The sequence below is a fragment of the Maridesulfovibrio frigidus DSM 17176 genome, assembly GCF_000711735.1.
Classification (GTDB): domain Bacteria; phylum Desulfobacterota; class Desulfovibrionia; order Desulfovibrionales; family Desulfovibrionaceae; genus Maridesulfovibrio; species Maridesulfovibrio frigidus.
In genome coordinates, this window is record NZ_JONL01000003.1 from 328,212 (window position 1) to 348,758 (window position 20,547).

A 20,547-nucleotide genomic window follows, 5' to 3' on the forward strand; every position below is an offset into this window, starting at 1 on the left:
TTGTGAATTATCCAACTATCTCAGGGTTTAATAAGATTGAACACGGTTCAGATATCATTATATATGGAACAGGGTTAGGCGCGAAGAGTTTGTTTTTAGAAATAAAAAAACGTCGTAAAGATCTGCATGTGAAGGCTTTTGTTGATAGCTATAAAGATTCGGGAGAACTTTTTTCTATACCTATTATAAATGTTTTAGAAATTAAAAGTTTTGCTAAATGTGAGGTTATTATTGCCTCAATGTATTATGATGATATTGGAAAATCTTTAATAAAAAATGGGAGAGAGGTTTTTTATGTTTATAGGGAAACTTCTAGGTGGAATGAATTGTATGATTCTTTTTGTTCGATTAATCTCAAAAAGCTTTGCATCGTAGATAAGCTACCTATATCTAAATCCATATATTATGTTTTTAATCTTGGGATAGACGTAGAAAAAGATGTAGTTTTTAATGAACTAGATATAAATGGACTTTCTGAAGGATCATTCTCGTATACTAATGCTGACGATGGTATGAATTATGAGGCATTTAGGGAGTACAATAAAGATGAATTTACAGAGATATGTATAGTTGATTTTGGGGGCGAAGCTGATTATTTGGCTGATTTAGCAAGGCATATCATTTCAGAATATAATGAAAATGTGTTAATATATAAGATTCCAGCCAGATTAAAGCTTTGTTTTATAGAAGAAAGTAAGAAGTTGTTGTATATAAAAATGCCAAAGACTGGCGGAACTAGCACTGCAAATATCTTTGATCAAATTTCTAATCGGGTCGAGAAAGAACTGCCGAATCGCGTGTATAAGGATGTTGCTAATTGTGTTGACGCTTCAAGTCCCTTTTTTGATGAGTATAAGAAATTTACTGTCGTTAGAAATCCTTATTTAAGGTTAGCTTCTTTATATGCTCATTTAATACGTTCGGAGGAAAGCTTTCATGTGGCTCATGTTTTTAGGAAAAAACTTAAGTCATTTGATTTTGCCACTTTTTGTAAGTTCGTTGCAACTTGTCCTGACGAGTTTTCAGAAATTCACTTTAAGTCGCAAACAAGCTATTTGAGTACTTCAGAAGGCTTAATAAAAGATCTTTATTTGGTACGCTTGGAGAATTATGAGAATGAAATGAAAGTTCTCTTTGCTGACGTTGGCGAAGAAATCGATGTTCCACATAAGAATAGGTCTAGACCTAAAAAAGGTAATTATCTTAGTGATTATTACACTCCTGAACTTATAAAAATTGTGAATGAGCGTTATGAAGAAGATTTTATTAATTTCGGGTATGAATTTTTGTAGAATAATCCTTCAAGTGAAAGAACTCTGACACGGGCAGGTGTGTCAGAGTTCTTTTCATTATGATGGATCTAGGAAGTATGGAGCTTATTCATTGCCGTCTGACTTTCAGGCGGCGATTTTTTTGTTTTCTAAACTGAGACAGCGGTCCATGTATCTAACCTTTTTGATTGTCTTTTTAGCAATCCGCTTAAAGTGAGGTAGATCTTTTGGCTCATAGTGCGTCTTTGCTCTTGCAAGGCCTGCCATGTCCAGAATCTCATTGTAGAGATAAGGAAGATAGAGCGGGTCTTGGCGCAGGAAGAAATAAACATCATAAAATGTTTTATGTATTTCAGCCTGATTCTTTGAGAGTTTACGGAAAAGTTTTTCCAGCTTTTTGGTTGCATTCCTAATTGATACATTCCATTTTTGACACCTTGAATCAAATACTGGCGCTGGCCTCGGAGTGCGGGCCATATTCAGCGCTGTCAAAAAATAATCCATGGATCCTGGCGCTGAGGATAGAATCCCCTTCATGTTGACTTTTTGCATGTCTACATTTCGAGTTCCGTTTATTAAAGCTCCGCCGCCGTATAAATTATAGACAGGAGTCTTAATTTGTTTGAGGTCATCTTCCATTTCGCGTTTGGAGGTCATGTACTGAATTGAAGAAGTCAAATCTTCTCCATCTTCATTCTTGAGATGAACCAATGCACTTTCGGGGAATGTCGCTCCTGCGTTTTGATGGCCTAAGGCATGAGAAATTTTACCTTTCCATGCGAAATCTTGCCCTACAAGCAGGATATGGTTGAATCCGCACCAGTCGAGGAATCTATTCAAAGTATTACTGACATTACTTCCTGCATCAAACACGTATTCATGTTGGTTTAAGGCGAATGTTCCGAGGCCTCCAAGTGTCCACATTGGGATAGTGGGGCCGGGGTATGCTTCCAGCACTTTGTGATCTAGTTTTGTGGAATAAATCAGCGGAATATCTTTGGCCCATTCACTGTCCAACTGATCGTATACCCGGAGCATAGAATCATTGTAATCGAGCCCAATGCAAAAGTGTGGCTTAATGCCTGTTTTTTGAACCGCAGGTAAAGTTTGTAGAGCTGTTACATATATTGCGTTGCCCGGATTTTCAGCTAATTCTGGTCCGAATTCCGCAAGGGATGGTCCAGCGCCAAGAATTACAGCACCTAACCCAGCTCCCGCATTTTTGAGAGTGGAAATAGTTCCATCTGAAACGGATCTGGAATAGTTTTCCAGCTCATTTCCAACCATTACATCCTGCTTCAGGCGTAAAGTTGTCATTTCAACAGTGAAAGATTCCATTTTATTTCTGACAGTTGCAGACCATTTGGCATATTCAGGTCCAAGTTGCTGACTTGGCATATCAAGGCGCAAATAAATTTTGCCGTATACGAATTGAAGGTCTAGGTCTTTAATGATATTCATCAGACTGCCTTCATCGACGGGGCAAAAATGGAGTTTACCGCTTTTCATGAATGGGCGGTAGTCGGTTTGGCCCAGACAGGCTAGCAACATTACCGGGTTTGGTTCTGAAACAATAACTTTATGTGAGTCTGGTGTTTTCATCAGAACACTGTTGAGGCCATAACCCAGATTGCAACCAATAATGAAAGTTGCGCTTGTATCTGCTCTATCGGGAATTTTCCATTCGTTGTATATGAAGTTCGGCATCATTGCTTCGAACATGCCTTTTCCGTTTTCCATTTTCCAGTCGAGGACGTCCCATCTGTTTTTAAATAAACACTGGGTCAGTTTTTCTTCGTCAATATCCTGACTGCTTAGCCAAGCGTAAAGAGGCGGGTTGTATGTTTCCAGCGCTTCGATGTTTTCTTTCAGGAATGGGTAAGCTGACATTGATTCCGTCCTTGGCAGTCGGTTGAAATAATTTTCTGTTATCTATATTGATTGGTCGTCAGATGATTGTTTCTACCTGCTCTGACGAGGTTCTGCTTTTTAACTGCAAAAAGGCTGCCAGAAGAAAGATTTCATGAGAATTTTATAAACATTACTGAACTAATTTTAAATATATACCTGAAAGGATTGGATAAAATGTTTGCAAAAGATATACTCGAATTGGTTGGCGGAACACCTTTAGTTGAGATGCGCCATTTGAATCCAAGTGAAAAGGTCAAGATTCTGGCTAAGCTTGAAGCAATGAATCCTGGCGGCTCAATTAAAGATAGAGTCGCGCGGGCTATGATTAAGCGGGCAGAAGAGTCCGGCGAGCTTACACCTGATAAAATAATTATCGAAGCCACATCGGGTAATACCGGAATCGGGCTGGCTATGGCTTGCGCTGTTAAAGGTTATAAGCTGATGCTAATTATGCCCGAGACTGCGTCCGAAGAGCGTAAGATGATTATGCGTGCTTACGGTGCGGACATTTTGCTGACACCGGGCCACCTTGCAACTGACGGGGCCATTGAACAGGCGTATCGTTTTTGTCGTGAGGAACCTGAAAAATATCTTTTGACTGATCAGTATAACAACACAGCTTCTGTTGCCGCCCATTATAATGGTACAGCTCAGGAAATTTGGGATCAGACTGATGGTAAGGTGACACATGTTGTAGCCTGTCTCGGGACTACCGGGACAATAATGGGGCTGACTCAGCGCCTTAAAGAGTTGAATAAAGATATTCAAGTTATAGCGGTGGAACCACGGCCCGGTCATAAAATTCAGGGCCTTAAAAATATGCAGGAATCATATCCTCCGGGCATATACGATAAGCAGAAGCTTGACCGAATTATAAATGTTGAAGATGTCGATGCCTTTGAATGTTGTCGCCGTCTAGCAAAAGAAGAGGGCGTTTTTGTAGGTATGAGTTCCGGTGCTGCCATGTCCGGAGCTGCTGCCATTGCCAATGAACTTGAAGATGGGCTGGTTGTAACTATTTTCCCTGATGGTGGTGAGCGTTATCTTTCGACTCCTCTTTTTCGCCCGCAGGTCTTTAAAGGGCCTAAGATTTTTGACCAGTCTACAGGTGAAGATAAAATTTTATCCGGCACTGATGCGGAAACAGGAATGTTTACCATGGGCCCGTCCTTCGATAACCCATACGACCCTGAACCGTTTCGCCGTATTGTAATGCTCGATGTTCTTGCGCGTCATCTTGAGCGTGAAGGAAGTAAAGTTTCTGCTCTCGTTGGACTTGCAGATCTTGAAGATCAAACCCTTGCAGTTTCGCGCGACAGGGGCGTAAGCCGTGAAAGCTTTGCTAAAGAAGTTACCATAGCCATGGAAAAAGCAGCCGGTATTTTAGGGGTGCGCGATACAATCCGCTTCAGCAGGGCTTCCACATGTGTGGATAGAACCATTGAGATTTGCCGCACGATGCTGGCTCATGGTTTAGCTTACGAAAAACTACGGTCCGTATATTTTGATGTGTCCCGCGACAAGGGATACGGGCATATGACAAATATGGATATCGATATGGTCAGCCTAGGCAAGACCGTAGACATGGACGATTACGTTAAAGAAAATCCGCGCGATTTCACACTACTTAAACGCGCAACTCTACAAGATCTAAAATTAGGCGATGTGCTAGAAACCGAGTGGGGAAATGTTCGCCCAAGTTGGTTCTTACAACAGGCCGTAACAGCTCTAGAAGGGTTACCGGGCGTGAGCTTGCTTTTAGCCGGAGAGATTCACAGATTCCCACATTTAGAGAATCTACGCGCAATCTGGGCTGGGGCCGGAGTGTCACCTCAGGTATGGATGGTCGCGCAGCCCGTGCTACCCGGTGGGCCTGTCTTACCGTGTATAGATGAGTTAATCGAGCAGGCGGGTCAGCCAATGGCTGTACGCATGTGGATGCTTTCATCATCGTACAAGAAGCCGTTAGTATATAGTGAGCAGGCCATCTCCATGTGGGTGAAGAATCAGCAGAAATTGCAAGATCTCGCCGCTGGACTCAGCATGTTAGCCAATGGTTCCGGCGACATTTCAGAAGATATAGACCAAGAAGTGTTCACGCTTAAAAGTGGTCTGTCACAGGCGCTTGATGATAACCTGAAATTGCACAGATTCTGGCCTATACTTTTCGGATTCTCAAAGGCCATTAATTCATTATTAGGGTCTGCAAAAATCTGCGGGTCCGAAGCTCAGTTCTGTTTGGAGCAGTTGCTTGAAGTCGATGATATTTTAGGAATATTAGATCATGACAATATGCCCGTACCATTCGCAACATTGCCAGAAGAAGTTAAGATAATCTTAGAAGACAGAGAGCTTGCACGAAGGAAGAAGGATTTTGCCACAGCGGACGCATTACGCGATGCGCTGATAGAGGCAGGATTTAACGTGGAAGACAGCTCAGACGGGGCACGGGTGTTTAAGGTTAGGTAGTTTAGGATGGGGATGCCTCCGGCGGCTTGAACCCTTTTGGGAAAAGGGTTTAAGGATCCCAAAACTTTTTAGTTGGGGTGTTGTTTGTTTTTTGGTTGTTTATTATCCCCTGAGACTTATTGTCTTGGGGGATTTTTTTGTGCCTAAATAGTTGCAAAAACCGTTGCAAAAGCATTTGCAAAAAGTGTTGCATAGTTTGTTGCAAAAACATTTGCATGAATTTTTTGGTTTTGGCTAATTGTTCTTATTAAACAGGTTGTTACGTTTTCAAAATGGCGTGCAAAATTGTGCGCATTTTGATGCGCAAATTGTGTTGCAAATACAAGGTCATTAAATAGTAGAAGGCTTAGGAACCGTCTTGACAGTTCCTAATTATTTTATCACAAATATATTATGAATAACGAGCCTGAAACACCCTCCGCTGATATTGAATTATCATTAGAATCTATTTCTAATTCCGAAGACCTTATTAAGTGGTTATCGGATGTCGATTCCTCCAAAATTATTTCTGATTGGCTTGTCGGAGAGGGCTTTTCGAAATGGAAAGTCAGCCTTGCCTTGAAGCTTCTTACGCCTTTGGTTGTTTCAGGTAGAAAACATGCTGTTAAGTTAATGAAAGACGCGACGAAGAAAAGGTTGCTTAAGCATGTCAGCCATTATGAGTGGATTCGGGGCATAGTTGAAAAATTAAAAATATTTAATGCGAAGAACTCACAGCAGACCCAAGCTGAAAGTGAATTGAAAGAAATTTTAAGCGGCAAAATAGCCCGTTCTGCCGGAGATATTGAGCATAGAAACTTGCTGTCTTTGGAGCTGCAAGCCGATCTTAAACAGTTTGGTATGCTTGATGAAATTAAGGATGGTCTTGGAAGCATAATAGAACTTCTAAATCCTCAGCCAGAGTTCAAATATACATATTCAGAAAATACTGAACGCCATAAGTTTATCTACCGATCACAGTACATTCCTTTCGTAGGCAGAGAAGCTGAATTGAAATTTCTTAATGAGTTTCTCTACAATGATGAGCTGTTCCGTTGGCAGTCTGTTCTAGGTCCCGGGGGAGTGGGTAAAAGCAGGCTGGGGCTTGAGTTTTGCTTGAGAAATGGCGGGGCGTATCGTGCGGGCATTCTGGAAGATATTAATTTTAAGTTTGAAAATTGGAAGCCGAACCAGCCGACACTTATAGTTATTGATTATGCATCAAAAGATCAGGAACGGTTAATTCGGGTTCTTGAAATTTTGAGTAATCGTGCGCCGAGATTTGATTACAACGTGCGGGTTTTATTGCTAGATAGAGATAATTCTACCCACAAGTTAAACGAACTTAGAGACCATGCAGATATAAGCCGCATGATTCATTCCCCTCCTTTTCTCATTAATGAATCAGAGTCAGAAATTGCAGCAGGTATTTTTGAATTTTTCTATGAAGTTGAAGCTAAAGAGATTCCTGAATCATGGGATGATAATTTAGTAAAACTGAGAGAAATTGACCCGCTTATGCGACCGTTGTTTGCGGCATATTTTTCGGATGCTAGAGCTAAGGGCGGTTGTGGCAAAGAGTGTAGCCGTGAGTCGCTTTTGCTAGATGTTATTAAGCGGGAAGATAGAGAATTTTGGAAACCTAGTGGGGTAACGGAAGAAGATAAGGCTTTGCTGGCATTGGCAACGATTATTAATGGAGTGCCTGACTTTAAAAATGATAATTTGTTGCCTGCCTGCATTACCTCCGTCTCGGTGTTGCTCCACAATACTCCTAGATTTAAGGCTTTAAATGGTCAATTACAGCCTGACGGTGAAAGGCTTCAGTATATTCCTAGTTGGGAGCCTGATCTCGTTGGCGAACTTTTTGTTTTGGATTTTTTATCTGATAATATTCATACAGGTGCAGTAAGTAAATTCCGTAGTAAAATATTAGAATTGGCGTGGAGTTTTCAGCCTCAAAATACGGCGGCTTTCCTTGATAGGTTAGGACAGGATTATTTGGAACATTCAACATTAAGTAAAGTGATTTCTTTACCTGACAATTCGATAAAATCCGCTTCATACTTTTGGTCGTTCTTGGCAGTGAATTTGATAAGAGATTATGGCAATGCAGGAAATCTGAGCAAAGCTGAAGAGGTGTATGCTGAACTAAAATCTTTGGCTCACGCCAATTCTGAAATTTCAAAGATATCTTTGATGTTGTGTTATGCTTTATATAATTTGAGTAAGTTTTATGTCGAAGCTGACGATTTGCCTAAGGCTGAAGATATGTATGTCGAACTTAAATCATTGGTGAAGGACTTTCATGATAATTTAGATACAGCTTTAATACAGGCACAAGCTATAACAAATCTGATGACTGCTTATGGCAAATCAAAGCATTCTGACAAAGCTAAAAAGGTGTACGGGGAACTGACTCCATTGGTATTGGCCCATGGTGGGAGCTCAAGGATGGTTCTCGAGCAAGTTAGAGCAACTGGAAACCTGCTTGGTGCTTACTGTCAAGCAGAAGAATTGGGTAAAGCTGAGAGGGTGTATGTCGAATTGAAGTCTTTGTTGGGGGATAAACCTGATAGCTCGGTGAAAGCCTTCGAACAAAGTAAAGGAGCCTTTAATTTGATTTCTGCATATGTCTGCACAGGGGAGATTAGCAAGGTCGAGGAGGTCTATGCAGAAATTAAGTCTTTGGTTCTGGACAATCCTGAAATTTCAGAAATAGCATTAATGCAGAGTTCTGCTGCATTTAATTTGACTATATATTACGCTAGAGTGAACGAACGAAGCAAAGCGAAACCCTTATTGCAAGATATGATTACTATTGCTAAAATGTTTTCTGATAACAATGAGATTGCTGAATTACTTTCACCATTCCGAATCTAAAGATAAAATTCCCCCTCCTACTTCTTAGTCATCCGATAAACCCCATCCCAATCCTCGCCAACTGGCACAGGCGGATTCTTCTTATGCTCTTCCGCTCTTAAGCGGAACACTTCGGACGGCGTTACTTTTATATCGGTGAAACGCTCGTGCTTTTCGGCTTCTTTGTATAGCTCTATAGCCTTGTCCCATTCTGTGTTGACGTAATGTTTGCGGGCTTTATTGAATAGCTCGAACAGGATCTTTTCTTCGTCAGTCAGGCCACCTTTCATGGCTACAAGTTCGTAGATTCTGACAGCCTCATTTTTACCTACTACCTGAATATTATCGATCAACCTTGCTTCTACCAGATCCATTACTTTGCAGGGCTTACCATTTTCATCTTCGGCATCCATTTCTAGTGTGAAATGACTGACCGCGTTGAATATTCCGAACTGCTTTGCGCCTTCTTCTAGTCTCGCCGCTAGGTTAACCGCGTCGCCCATCATGGTGTAATTCATTCGCATGGCACTACCCATATTTCCCACTACTATCTCGCCCGTATTTACGCCGATTCTCGTACGCATATTGTGAACTACTTTCGGCCATTTTTCGTCGGGCGCCCATTGTTCTTCGGGGAATCCTTTTGTGTTTCTATTTGGCGCACTTGGCAGCACTTTCTCTTTGGCCCATTTGTCCCTTAGCATGTTGTTAGCATTTTGCATGGCAACAGCTACTCGGCATCCTCGCAAAGCATTGTCTGGCACATCCATTGGTGCTCCGAAAAATGCTATGATGGCGTCCCCTTCATATTTATCGAGGGTTCCTTTGTTATCAATAAGAATGTCGGTCATTACTGACAGATATTCGTTAAGTAGCTCAACAAGCTGTGTCGCTGTCAGTTTTTCAGAAAAAGTTGAGAAGCTTTGGATGTCTGTGAAATAGGCTGTGATTATTCTTGCTTCACCACCTAGTTCGGGCATTTCGCGATTGGAGAACATCTCATCAATCAGCTCTGGAGCAAGGTAGGATGAAAATGTCGCTTGCAGGAACTTTTTCTGTCCTTCTTCTTTCCAGAATTTTATCAGAGTCAGCATGGTGAAATTAATTCCCAATGTAATCAGAGCGTACATGGGTGTTAGGTAAGTATGATGCTCTCTGAAAATAAATAATGATCCAAAGAATATTGCCCCGCCCAGCCCTGCGATAGGAACAACCATCAAAAGTGTGCGTGTCCATGTCAGGAGTATTGTGGTCAGAATACCTGCGATAATGACGATTAAAAGTTCAAGCCCCGGTACCCAGTCTGGGCGGAGTATGAAATCTTTGGTCAGGATATTATCGATAATGGTGGCATGGACTTCAACACCGGGATAGTCGGATGCGAATGGTGTGACTCGTAAATCTCGCAGCCCAGCCGCCGAGGTCCCCATGAAAACTATTTTATTTTTAAGTTCCTTTGCTCCAACTTTTCCACTCAGAATATCGCGCGCACTGTAATACGGGAATTGCATTCCTTTACCGCGATAGCGGACAGCCATTTGTCCTTTAGCATCAACTGGAATTACCGTTTTTCCCAGCCGGATGGACTCAAACCCGTGCATGGACGTTTTTGCGATGATATTTTTTTTGCCGGTAGCTCGCATCAGTGTTGCCAATGCTAGGCTTGGATATTGTTTTCCCTGCCATGAAATTACCAGCGGAACTCGCCTTACCACTCCGTCAAAGTCGGTTATAGAATTATAAAAGCCACAGCGGGGGGCGGCTCTAGTCAACTCTGGAAGTGGGCATATTGCACCCTGTGCGTCCAAAGTCAGTTTATCTAAAGGTTGTGACACACCTGTTTTAATCTGCGCAATAGAAATTGGCGCGACTAAGCATTCTGTTTTTACGGCTGAAACTTCTTCGTCGTCCATAAAGTCGAAATAAAAACCAAGTACATATTTGCCTTGCGACAGGACATCAGCAAGCACCTGATCGTTATCCATCAGTCCTTTGGGTAGCCCTTTGAAATCAATTGTAACGCCTAATTCTTTACGTAAGCTTTCTTTAATAGCGTGCGGGGACGTTCTGTCCGGTTCAGCGAGAAGTATATCAAGTCCGGTTGAGAGGGCACCGGCCTGTGTGATTTTAGCGAGTAATAGTGCCATTCTGTATCTGGGCCAAGGCCACTGTCCGAACTCATTAAGGGATTCATCGTCGATGTCTACAATCACAGGGATGTTTGTTTTTGTTCCTACAGGACTTTGACGCATGAACTCATCATAAATTTTATAATCAACAAACTGTAGTATTGGCGGCCTGAAAACGTAGAGGGCCGCAATTATGACTGTGACAACCATTCCTGTTCCAAAAAGGAAGAATGAGTCAGACCCGTATATTCTTTTTAATGTATGTTTTATTTTTTTTCGCATGTTAATTTGTATTAAAAGATTGATTTTTTCTGTTAGAATGCCATTATGTAACATGTAATAGAGAGTTAATCATCTGGATTTTTTTGGCGTATTTAGGTATATGATAGTGATAAAGTGGTGGAAGTTTTTTTTAAAGATTTAATATATATGTATTTTTTTTGGAGTTTAGCGTGAAAATTGTTCGTTTACCTGTCCTGATAATGTCAGCTCTAATTTTTGCAGCATCTTTTGGTGAGGTTGCGGCGCAGCCTGCAATGTCTGAAGGGATGACTGCGATGAATCCTGATCAGGTTGATGGAAATCCACATCTAGCAAGGATCTTAACGGATCTTCTTGCTACTCACGATAGAATTAAAGCTGCGGAAGCTCGTGTAGAATCCGCTGAGCATCTGGTTTCTCAGAGCTGGTCTGGTTGGACTCCTAGCGTTGACGCTTCGGTTGAAGGTGGGCGCGAGGAAATAGACAAGCCTGGAGGCGGAACAAATAAAGCTCGAAACGAAGAAAAAATTGAAGTAACTCAGCTCCTCTACGATTTTGGCGGAGCTACCGGCGGAGTTTCAAGAGCTGAGGCTGTTTTGAATGAGTACAAAGCTATGCTTGATCAAGTCGAGCAGGAGCTGATTATTCAGGGTGTTGATGCATATCTAGGGCTTATTCGCTCAAGAGAAATGCTCAAGTATGCCATTCAGTCTGAAGATAGTATGAAACGTCTTTCTGGAATGGAAGAGACTCTCGTTCAGCGCGGAGCAGGTCTTTCATATAAGGAACTCCAGATTAAAGCTCAGCTCGCTGGGGCAATGTCCTATAGGGTTACGGTAGAGCGTCAATTGCAGATGGCTCGCAACCGTTATAGATCTGTGTACGGATATGCGGTTACTCTTGACGAAATAGATAAAATGGTTCCTGTGAACATGCCTGCCACATATATGCCGGCATCTCTTGATGATGCGATTGCTTTGGCGCATGAACAGAATCCAATGCTCATTCAGCTTAGATACGTAAAAGAAAGATCCAACAGCGATGTTGATATTCAGGAAGCGACTCTTTTCCCGAAATTTGAATTTGTCCTTGGAGGCAAAAGACGGGAGCAGGATCAGGGCGCAAGTGGTGTAAGAATGGAAAATAAAGCTACTTTGCAAATGAGCTACACCGGTTTTACCGGTATTAGTGAATATCAGGGTGCTCAGTCTGCGAAAGCTAATCTGCGCGAGATTCGCAAGCAGACTCTTGATGTTAGACGTACTGTTGAAGAGAATGTAAGAAATGCTTGGCTTGAGCTTATGACACTTCGTAAAAATGCGGAGCTGTATAGAACTCAGGCGAATATTACTGCCGAGTTTCTTGAACTAATCAAGAAAAAGAGAGCTACCGGAGAACAGGTTGAGCTTCTCGATATTCTGGTTGGTGAGCGTGACTATAGTACCGCCACAAGCGCAAGCGTTACTTCAGATATTGATAATATAATTTTTGCTTACAGACTGCTTTATCAGATGGGTATGATAAACATTGAGGTCTTTAAGTAGGCTGCTTCCCATTTGGCGGATATCCGGCAAAGAAATTCCATGCGCGCTCAGCCCATGGAATTTTCTTGTTTGATGGGTAGAATATTTAGGCAACATTAACTGAGGGTCAACTGATGAGAGAGTTGTTGCGCAGATTGTCATTGGTTCCATTTCTTGCATTTGAGATATCTCTTGCTTCGTTTTTTATTAATATTCTTTCTCTTGCCTCTCCTATTTTTGTCATACAGGTTCTTAATCGCTATGTCGGATACGGCTTTGATGGAACTCTTATTACGCTCACAGCCGGGATGCTTATTGCCGGATTTCTCAGCCACGGTTTTACCGTTGTGCGTGTTCGTCTGGCTTCGGCTGTTAATGTAGGTCCTGACAAGGCACTTGCTGCAGCTGTTTTAACATGCCTTTCCCGTGCAAAAATGAATACGTTAGGGCGCATTTCTCCTGCCAGAATCCATGAACTGATGAGCGGTATACAGGTTGTTCAATCTGGATATGATGCTTCAGTTATATGCTCTGTGCTCGATATGCCGTTCTTTATTCTTTTTGTCGGGGCCGTATTTTTTCTTAGCCCAGCCATTGCTGTGATAACTATTCTTGCTGTTTGCTGTACTCTGCTTGCCGGATGGCTGAGCATGCGGCGAGGTAAAAGACTGATGGATTCCATGCGAAATGAATCTATTTTACATCGGGGATATCTATCTAACGCCATTTCCGGCGCGGATACTGTCAGGGCTTTCGGCGGGCTGGGTTTCCTTTCAAATGTTTTGGATGGTCAGGTCGAAAAGCTTCAAAATATCAAGCGCGACATGGTGCAAAGCGGGACGCGGGCGCAAGCCGTTCTGCAAACACTGGGAATGTTACTCAGGGTGTTGGTCTATGCCGTGGGCGCACGCGAGGTTGTGGACGGAACTCTCAGTATGGGAGGACTTATTGGTGCATCTATTCTTTCCGGTAAGGCACTTTCCGTCTCCGCATCATTTATGAAGTCACGAAATATGATTGAAGAAGCTTCATCAATGATGGGTTCTCTACAGGAGTTCATGAGTCAGCCTCTGGAATCTGTGACGGGAACTGTTTTGAAAAATTACAGCGGCAGTCTTGAGATTAAAGATCTTGGTTTTGCCTACCCCGGATCTAGCGGACCTCTTTTCGAAAGACTTAGCGCAGATATTAAATCTGGTGATATAGTTGTTATTACAGGACACAATGGTTCAGGTAAAACGACCTTAGTCCGTCTGTTACTCGGACTGGTTGATCCCGGTAGGGGACAGATACTTGCTGAAGGGGTTGATCTCCGCCAAGTGGCTGCTCCATGGTGGCGTGGGCAGATAATGTACCTTCCGCAGGAACCCAGATTTTTAAATGCTACAATACGAGAAAATATTTGTTTGAATTGTCCTGATATTGATGACGAAAGAGTTGGAAGAATTGTCGAGGCAGCCGGTTTAAAACGATATCTTGATACCAGCGTGGATGGACTCGAAGCTCCTGTCATAAACGGGGGTTCTGAGCTTGCAGTTGGCATTCGGAGAAGACTGGCTCTTGCCCGGGCATTAGCCGTTCAAGGGGCTGTGTGTGTGCTCGATGAGCCTACCGAAGGGTTCGATCCTGAAGGTTTACGGATTATGGACATGGTTATTCAGAGTATTGTTAAGGCCAAGAAAACTTTGATTATTGTTACTCAGGATGTAAGGCTTGCAGAGCGGTCTAACGTGCTGATTGATCTGAGTACAAAACCAGTGCCTTTGGTGCTTTATCCTGCCAAAGAACGCGGTGAACACGCAAATAGCAATAACGATCCGTCGAAAGAAAATAGCTGCGATGATGGATGCGAGGAAGAGAAATGATAAATAAAGAAGCTCCTCATATTTCTGGCGAAGTTAAAGCCGCAAGCCATTATTTTCTATTTTTATGCGTAGCCATGTGTCTGGGATTCTTTGGTTGGGCCTGCTTTTTTGAGCTTGATATTGTTAGTCAGGCGGAAGGCGAAGTTATACCTAGCTCAAGGCTGAAACTGATCCAGCATCTCGAAGGCGGTATCATATTAAAGATTAGCGCTCGGGAAGGCGAAACTGTAGCTAAGGGGCAGGAACTACTTGTTCTTGAAGATACCTCCAGTGATTCCAGCGTAGAAGAACTTGATGTTCGTGTAAAATCATTGCGTGTGAATATCGCAAGGCTTGAAGCAGAAGATAAGGGGCTTGAGGCTCCTGCATATCCAAAAGATATTTATGAAGAATTTCCAATGATTGTCGAAAGGTCTCTTAAGCTGTTTCAAACGAGAAGAGATCGTCTTAATAATGATCTACAATCCGAAAGAGAAAAAATTATACAGCGCGAACAGGATATTAAGCAGATTGCTTCCAGGCAGCGCAATGCTATAACCAGCCTCAGACTTTTGCGCGAGCAGATTGCAATAAGTGATAGTTTGCTGGGGGAGGGACTTACCTCACGCTACAAGCATCTAGGCTTTCTAAAAGAAGAATCTAAGCTGAAAAGTACCATTGATGAGGACGTAGCTAAAAAGGCAAAAGCCCGTTCGGCTCTTACTCAGGCGCAGGCCGATATCAAAGAAATTACTAACTCATATTATGCTTCGGTCAGGGAAGAATTACAGGATGATCGGCGTGAACTTGAGGAATTTTCTCAGCGCATAAGAAAGTTTCAGGATAATCTGAATAGAACTGTTATCAGATCTCCTGTGGATGGTGTTATCAAAACTTTATATGCCATGAGTGCTGGCGAAGTTGTTAGGCCGGGTATGACTATTATGGATATTGTTCCTGCTGGTGATAAGCTCGTCATCGAAGCTCGTTTGCCTATCAGCGATATAGGGTATGTTAAAAGCGGACAGAAAGCAGTTGTTAAACTTGCTTCCCGTGATGCTGCCCGCTTTGGGAATCTGGATGGAAAAGTCGTAAATATCAGCCCTGATGCCGATACCACTAAGCGGGGCGGGACATATTACAGAGTTCGTATAATAACAGATAAAGATTTTTTTGAGCATGATGGTAATTATTACAGGTTGTTTCCGGGAATTCAGGTTATTGCGGGAATTCATATTGGGACGCGCACTGTTCTTGAGTATATTCTGGAACCGTTCATGGGATCGATGAGTTACGCCATGAGGGAGCGATGAAAAGTAATACGCCGGATGTTTCAAATGGAGACTCAACTAAATCCGATTGGCTGGCAAATCTTCCGGACAACGGGCGCAGGTCTTTTGAAGAAGCGGTTAGGAATCATTCCGCCGGAAAGTATGAGGAAGCTCTTAATTTTTACGCAATGGCGCTTTCGTATGCACCGGATGAGTCAGTTATTTTGTCAAATATCGGTGTGCTATTGCGCTCTCAGGGAAAATTTAAGGCATCCGAAGAGTGCTATCGAAGGGCGCTGGCTATCGACCCTGAATCTCCAGGATGTTGGACAAATTTAGGTAATGTTTTAAGACGATTGGGAAAGTTAAAGGAAGCTGCTTACTGCCATCGTAAAGCTTTCAAAATAGACAAAGAATTTATCGACGCATATTACAATCTCGCGCTTGTTTTACAGGATATGGGTAAGCTTGATGAGTCCATTAAAAATTTTGATTTTTGTTTGAAAGCAAAGCCCGGAGACGCCCGTATTAATTGGGATAAGGCTCTTGCTTTGCTTGCTAAGGGTGATTTTATCAATGGTTTCGAGGGGTATGAATATCGCTGGCAGCGTGGTGAATTGCGGGAGCGTCATTTCAAACAGCCGCTATGGGATGGCTCTCCGTTAAACGGGAAGCGCATTTTGCTGTATAGTGAACAGGGTTTTGGTGATACGTTACATTTATGCAGGTATGTTTCCGAAGTTGCAAAGGCCGGGGGCAAGGTTATCTTTGAGTGCCAGACTGAGCTTGTTTCACTTTTAAAGGGTTTAAACGGGCTTGATAAAATTGTGAGTTCTGGAGATAAGCTTCCTGAGTTCGATGTTCAGGCGTCGCTACTGAGCTTGCCTCTTATTTTTAAACATGAAATCAGCACCGTTCCTTCAGCTTGTCCTTATATTACGCCTCCTGCGGATTCCGGTTTTCCGGTGCATGTTCCTCCCGGAACTAAGTATAAAGTGGGAATTGTCTGGGCCGGAAAGGCCACACATAAAAATGACCATAACCGCTCTGTAAGTGTAGAAAATTTCTTTGTTTTTTCACGTATTCCCGGGGTTATGCTTTATTCGTTGCAAAAAGGTGGACCTTCGATTCAACGGGATGAATTCGCGTGTGGCTTTTTAGTACGGGATTTGGCTGCGGGCTGTAGTGACTTTGCTGATACCGCGAAGGTCATGAAGCAATTGGACCTTATTATAACGGTTGATACTTCGGTAGCTCATCTTGCGGGGGCGCTAGGGATTCCGGTTTTTGTTGCGCTACCGTATAATCCGGATTGGCGATGGATGCGAGAGCGTCCAGATTCTCCGTGGTATCCCTCTATGACTTTATTCCGGCAGCAAGAGCCGGGCAATTGGGATCACGTTTTTAATGAAATGCTATCCGTATTAACGACTATGGTAAGTGAGTAATGGCTTACTTATGTCGGCAATGTTTAAAACAATACTAGACGGAATTGCATACCTGTAATAACTAACATTCATATATTGTTTTTATTGTATATTAGCTGCGATTCTTTAACGAGCGGGGACATGGTAAATGTCGAGTAAGATTCTATTGAAGTCCGGAACGAATGAAGTTGAACTTCTTGAGTTATACCTTGATGAAGGGACTGGAGAGGCGCGTAAGCGCTGGTCTTTCGGACTTAATGTCGCCAAAGTGAAGAAAATCATTAAAGAGGCGGACTTAAAAAATTTTTCAGGACGTAAAGATGGCTCCTTAAAGAAAACAGGCTCTGCTAAAGTAGACACGAGCAATCTTCTTGTTTTGGGCATGTTTGAATTTATGGGCTCCGTCATTCCTCTTATCGACTTAAGCGGTTGGCTTAGAATGGATAAAGTTCGGGGCGAAAATCGTATGGTTCTCGTTACTGAATTTAATGAAGTTACCAGCGCTTTTTTAGTTTCCGGTGTAAACAGAATTCATCGTATAAGCTGGGAAGAACTGGAGTCTTTGCAAGGGAATATGGCTAGGTATGCTGAGGGTACAATTATTGGGACAGTAAAACTTACCGATCCAGCACGTATTCTCCAGGTATTGGACCTTGAGCAGGCTCTTGATGATTTGAGTCCGGCAAAAGGTGATGCATCCCTACTTGAAGTTGAGAAAGTTGATGAAATATTTTTTCAGGCGATGTGTGCAGATGATTCCAGATCTATGCGGAATCTTGTTAAACAGGCTCTCGAGAAAGGTGGATTTTCTGTTGATGCCTTTGTTAACGGGAAAGATTTATGGGATGCCCTTTTGAAGGTAAAAGAGAAAGCTGAAGCGGCAGGTCGTCCAATTACCGATTATCTTCAGCTTGTTGTTTCGGATATTGAGATGCCGGGTATGGATGGTCACGCAGTGACTCGCAAAATCAAAGATGACCCTATTTTAAAAGATTTGACCGTGTTCTTGTTTTCATCTCTTATTACCGAAGAACTCCTGCACAAGGGCGACTCGGTAGGTGCGAACAGGCAGTACTCCAAACCTCAGATTGCACTTCTGGTAGCACAGGCATGGGAAGATGCTAACGCTATGATGGAAGCACAACGCTAATTAGTGGATTGCAATGTGGGTCTGGGAAGGGGTGTTTTTACTTCAAGTTTTTCCGTGATGGCTTGTCTGCGGTATTTATTACGATAGTCCGCAGCAAAGCCATCGGCATCTTTCTTTGAATCGAATATCTTTATAATCACATAATATTTGTAGTCGCTTTTTATATCCTCACGCACAAATACGAATGAGTCAAAACCTCGTTTCTGGACGTTTTGTGCATTCTTTTCTGCAATTTCTGCGGAAGTAAATATTCCTCCCCTCACTATGTATTGCGGAAACGTTTTCTCGGCTTTTTCGGGATTTGGCTTTATAATTGTCCTTAGCTCATACTCCAGTAGAGGTGTTTCTTGTGCCTTAGGAGCTGATTCAATTTGTTCAGGTGCTGTGACGTTAAATTTAACTATTTCAGTATCTGGAAAGTCGAACTCAAAAGACCATTCTCCAGATTGAAGCTCATCCTTATTTGAAAAATCCCATCCGACAAAATATGTATTATTGGGTTCAAGCAGAAGTGGTATAGAATTAATGGTTGTATACCCTTTACCTTCTTTATTAGGAATTCGGGGATGCACCATTTTGATGGTCGTCGAGACAGAAGATGTACCGTTTAAAATAAATTCAAAGCCGAAAGATGTTCCTAGCGCAGCCTCTACCTCCGTCGTGTTCTTAAGTAAACTATGCTTTTTAAGGGGCTTAATATTGTCATAAGACATAGATATGCTGTGTGAGGGGGTCAAATAATAAAGGCCTTTGCTCGTGATTTGAATATCACCAGCAAAAGATAGACTGTGACAGGTTGCAGTCAAAAATAGAATAAATATGCATGTCTGTAATGTCTTTATGAACATTTGCATGTAATTCCCGTGCTGTTTGCGCTGGCAGTAATTTCGGTCTTTTAATTGTTTAAAGCTGTTCTTCCCCGCTGGCAATCAGTTCTAAAGATGCTTCATCGATTATTTCTACAGTCTTCTTATCAACTTTAATTAGCCCTTGTTTACTCATCTTTTTGAAAATGCGTGAAAGGGTTTCCTGAATGGTTCCTAAGTATGAAGCGATTTGTCCTTTTGGTAGGTCCAGTTCCAGAATGTTTGAGTTCTGGGTGGACTTTAACAATAATAAATAGCTTGCCAGTCTTCCGGGAACTTCTTCAAGGCTGAGCGCTGCAACCTGATTTACCATTTGTCTCAGTCTTCCTGAAAGTAATGCTAACATACTCATGGCGAGACTTGGATCTTCTTTTATAATTCGTTCAAATCGTTCACGTGAGAAGTAGAGTAAAGTTGATTTTTCCAGAGATATTGCGCTTGCAGGGTAACTGCTTCCTTCGAAGACAGGTACTTCACCAAAAATTTCACCTGCGCCGAAAATATGAATGATCTGTTCTTTGCCGGAAAGTGATTCGCGGTAAATTTTAACTTTACCGTCTTCCACGCTGTAAAAACCACTCGCCTCCTGACCCATATCAAAAATTTGTTCTCCGCGAACAAGCTTTCTTGGAACAGCGATGCTGTTAAGTTTATCCAACTGGCTTTCTGAAAGCCCTGCGAACAAGTTTATTTGGCTGAGATTATGTGTCTTTTTCATTACAAATAGCCTTATTAGGAATTAATGGTCTAGCTTATTGACTCAAGTCAGACTATGTTGATCTTTTTTAGTTAATCATCAATTTCAACAGCCTGATATCATATGCAAGAGAGGTTTGACTATGGAGAAATCGGCAATCATAAATATTTGTCGGGGAATTAAAGGCGGTGAATGTAGGTTCGCCCTTACCGTTGAAGACGGTTTTGCTGACAGAATTGAAGAGACAATTATCGCTACCGGATGGCCTGAGTTCCTTAAAAAGCAGTTCGGTGATAATATTTCACGGCATAAAGTCTTTAATGTTAATGCTGGAGCCTGTCCTAACGGATGTTCACGTCCGCACATTGCAGATATGGGATTAATTCGCGCATGTGTTCCTGTCATTGATCACGATGGCTGTACCACTTGCGGTGAATGTGTGGAACATTGCCCTGATGATGCGATGGAAATTGTTGATGGAAAAGTGGTCATTAACCGCAACAAATGTTTGGTTTGCGGCTTTTGTACAAAGACTTGTCCTGAATCGGTCATTTCCTGCTCGTCCAGTGGCTGGAGAGTTGTTGTCGGCGGACGCTTGGGCCGTCACCCTAAACTCGGAGCTGAACTTCCGGGAGTATACAGAGATGCGGAAGCTCTAGAGCTGATTGCCAAAGGACTAAAACTTTGGATGGAAAACTACGAAGTGGGCAAAAGATTCGGTTATACAATAGATAAGATTGGTCACGAAAAATTGCTACAAGATTAGTACATATAAGATAGGGAGCGAAAAGCTTTTACAGGCCAAACCCTCCCCTAAAAGGGAGTCCAGAGGGCCTCGGGCCTTCTGGTCCAGCCGAAGGCGAAATCACCCATCAAAAAGCACGCAG

Annotated in this window: 13 protein-coding genes; 9 read left to right on the plus strand and 4 right to left on the minus strand. The window is 42.4% G+C overall.

Annotated features, from left to right (window positions below; all coding sequences use genetic code 11):
* Positions 1 to 2 precede the first annotated feature (2 nt).
* Positions 3 to 1,292: a sulfotransferase family 2 domain-containing protein gene (locus BR06_RS0108790; RefSeq protein WP_031482100.1), complete on the plus strand. Its 1,290-nt coding sequence runs from the start codon at positions 3 to 5 to the stop codon at positions 1,290 to 1,292.
* A 105-nt stretch (positions 1,293 to 1,397) separates the two neighbouring features.
* Here BR06_RS0108790 and BR06_RS0108795 read toward each other — a convergent pair whose 3' ends face one another.
* On the minus strand, positions 1,398 to 3,161 hold the full coding sequence (locus BR06_RS0108795) for a motility associated factor glycosyltransferase family protein (protein ID WP_031482101.1): 1,764 nt from the start codon (positions 3,159 to 3,161) through the stop codon (positions 1,398 to 1,400).
* A gap of 195 nt (positions 3,162 to 3,356) precedes the next feature.
* Between BR06_RS0108795 and BR06_RS0108800 the strand changes: the two genes are divergently transcribed.
* Both BR06_RS0108800 and BR06_RS0108805 read left to right on the plus strand, forming a co-directional pair.
* A complete protein-coding gene (locus tag BR06_RS0108800) occupies positions 3,357 to 5,651 on the plus strand; it encodes a cysteine synthase (RefSeq protein ID WP_031482102.1) in 2,295 nt (764 codons plus the stop codon).
* Between the two features lie 393 nt (positions 5,652 to 6,044).
* Entirely contained in the window at positions 6,045 to 8,513 is a 2,469-nt protein-coding gene (locus BR06_RS0108805; protein WP_031482103.1) for a P-loop NTPase family protein, read from the plus strand.
* Between the two features lie 17 nt (positions 8,514 to 8,530).
* Here BR06_RS0108805 and BR06_RS0108810 read toward each other — a convergent pair whose 3' ends face one another.
* A complete protein-coding gene (locus BR06_RS0108810; RefSeq protein ID WP_235727694.1) occupies positions 8,531 to 10,831 on the minus strand; it encodes a CHASE2 domain-containing protein in 2,301 nt (766 codons plus the stop codon).
* A gap of 242 nt (positions 10,832 to 11,073) precedes the next feature.
* Here BR06_RS0108810 and BR06_RS0108815 point away from each other — a divergent pair, with 242 nt between their 5' ends.
* The 5 genes from BR06_RS0108815 (at position 11,074) to BR06_RS0108835 (ending at position 18,097) form a co-directional block, all read left to right on the plus strand.
* Positions 11,074 to 12,426 (plus strand): TolC family protein, encoded by a 1,353-nt coding sequence (locus BR06_RS0108815; RefSeq protein ID WP_031482105.1) that lies wholly within the window; start codon positions 11,074 to 11,076, stop codon positions 12,424 to 12,426.
* 113 nt (positions 12,427 to 12,539) lie between these two features.
* A complete protein-coding gene (locus BR06_RS0108820) occupies positions 12,540 to 14,270 on the plus strand; it encodes an ATP-binding cassette domain-containing protein (RefSeq protein WP_084154079.1) in 1,731 nt (576 codons plus the stop codon).
* On the plus strand, positions 14,267 to 15,562 hold the full coding sequence (locus BR06_RS0108825) for an HlyD family type I secretion periplasmic adaptor subunit (protein WP_156952690.1): 1,296 nt from the start codon (positions 14,267 to 14,269) through the stop codon (positions 15,560 to 15,562). Before BR06_RS0108820 ends, BR06_RS0108825 begins: the two co-directional genes overlap by 4 nt.
* Complete coding sequence (locus tag BR06_RS0108830) at positions 15,559 to 16,968, plus strand: tetratricopeptide repeat protein (protein WP_031482108.1); 1,410 nt, start codon at positions 15,559 to 15,561, stop codon at positions 16,966 to 16,968. Before BR06_RS0108825 ends, BR06_RS0108830 begins: the two co-directional genes overlap by 4 nt.
* Before the next feature lie 127 nt (positions 16,969 to 17,095).
* The gene (locus tag BR06_RS0108835) at positions 17,096 to 18,097 is read left to right on the plus strand and encodes a chemotaxis protein (protein ID WP_031482109.1); all 1,002 of its coding nucleotides are present in this window, start codon (positions 17,096 to 17,098) and stop codon (positions 18,095 to 18,097) included.
* Here BR06_RS0108835 and BR06_RS0108840 read toward each other — a convergent pair.
* Positions 18,094 to 18,951 (minus strand): DUF3859 domain-containing protein, encoded by an 858-nt coding sequence (locus BR06_RS0108840; RefSeq protein ID WP_031482110.1) that lies wholly within the window; start codon positions 18,949 to 18,951, stop codon positions 18,094 to 18,096. The two genes, BR06_RS0108835 and BR06_RS0108840, sit on opposite strands and share 4 nt — an antisense overlap.
* Positions 18,952 to 19,000: 49 nt before the next feature.
* On the minus strand, positions 19,001 to 19,681 hold the full coding sequence (locus tag BR06_RS0108845; RefSeq protein WP_031482111.1) for a Crp/Fnr family transcriptional regulator: 681 nt from the start codon (positions 19,679 to 19,681) through the stop codon (positions 19,001 to 19,003).
* 121 nt (positions 19,682 to 19,802) lie between these two features.
* Between BR06_RS0108845 and BR06_RS0108850 the strand changes: the two genes are divergently transcribed.
* Complete coding sequence (locus BR06_RS0108850; RefSeq protein WP_031482112.1) at positions 19,803 to 20,426, plus strand: 4Fe-4S dicluster domain-containing protein; 624 nt, start codon at positions 19,803 to 19,805, stop codon at positions 20,424 to 20,426.
* Positions 20,427 to 20,547 lie beyond the last annotated feature (121 nt).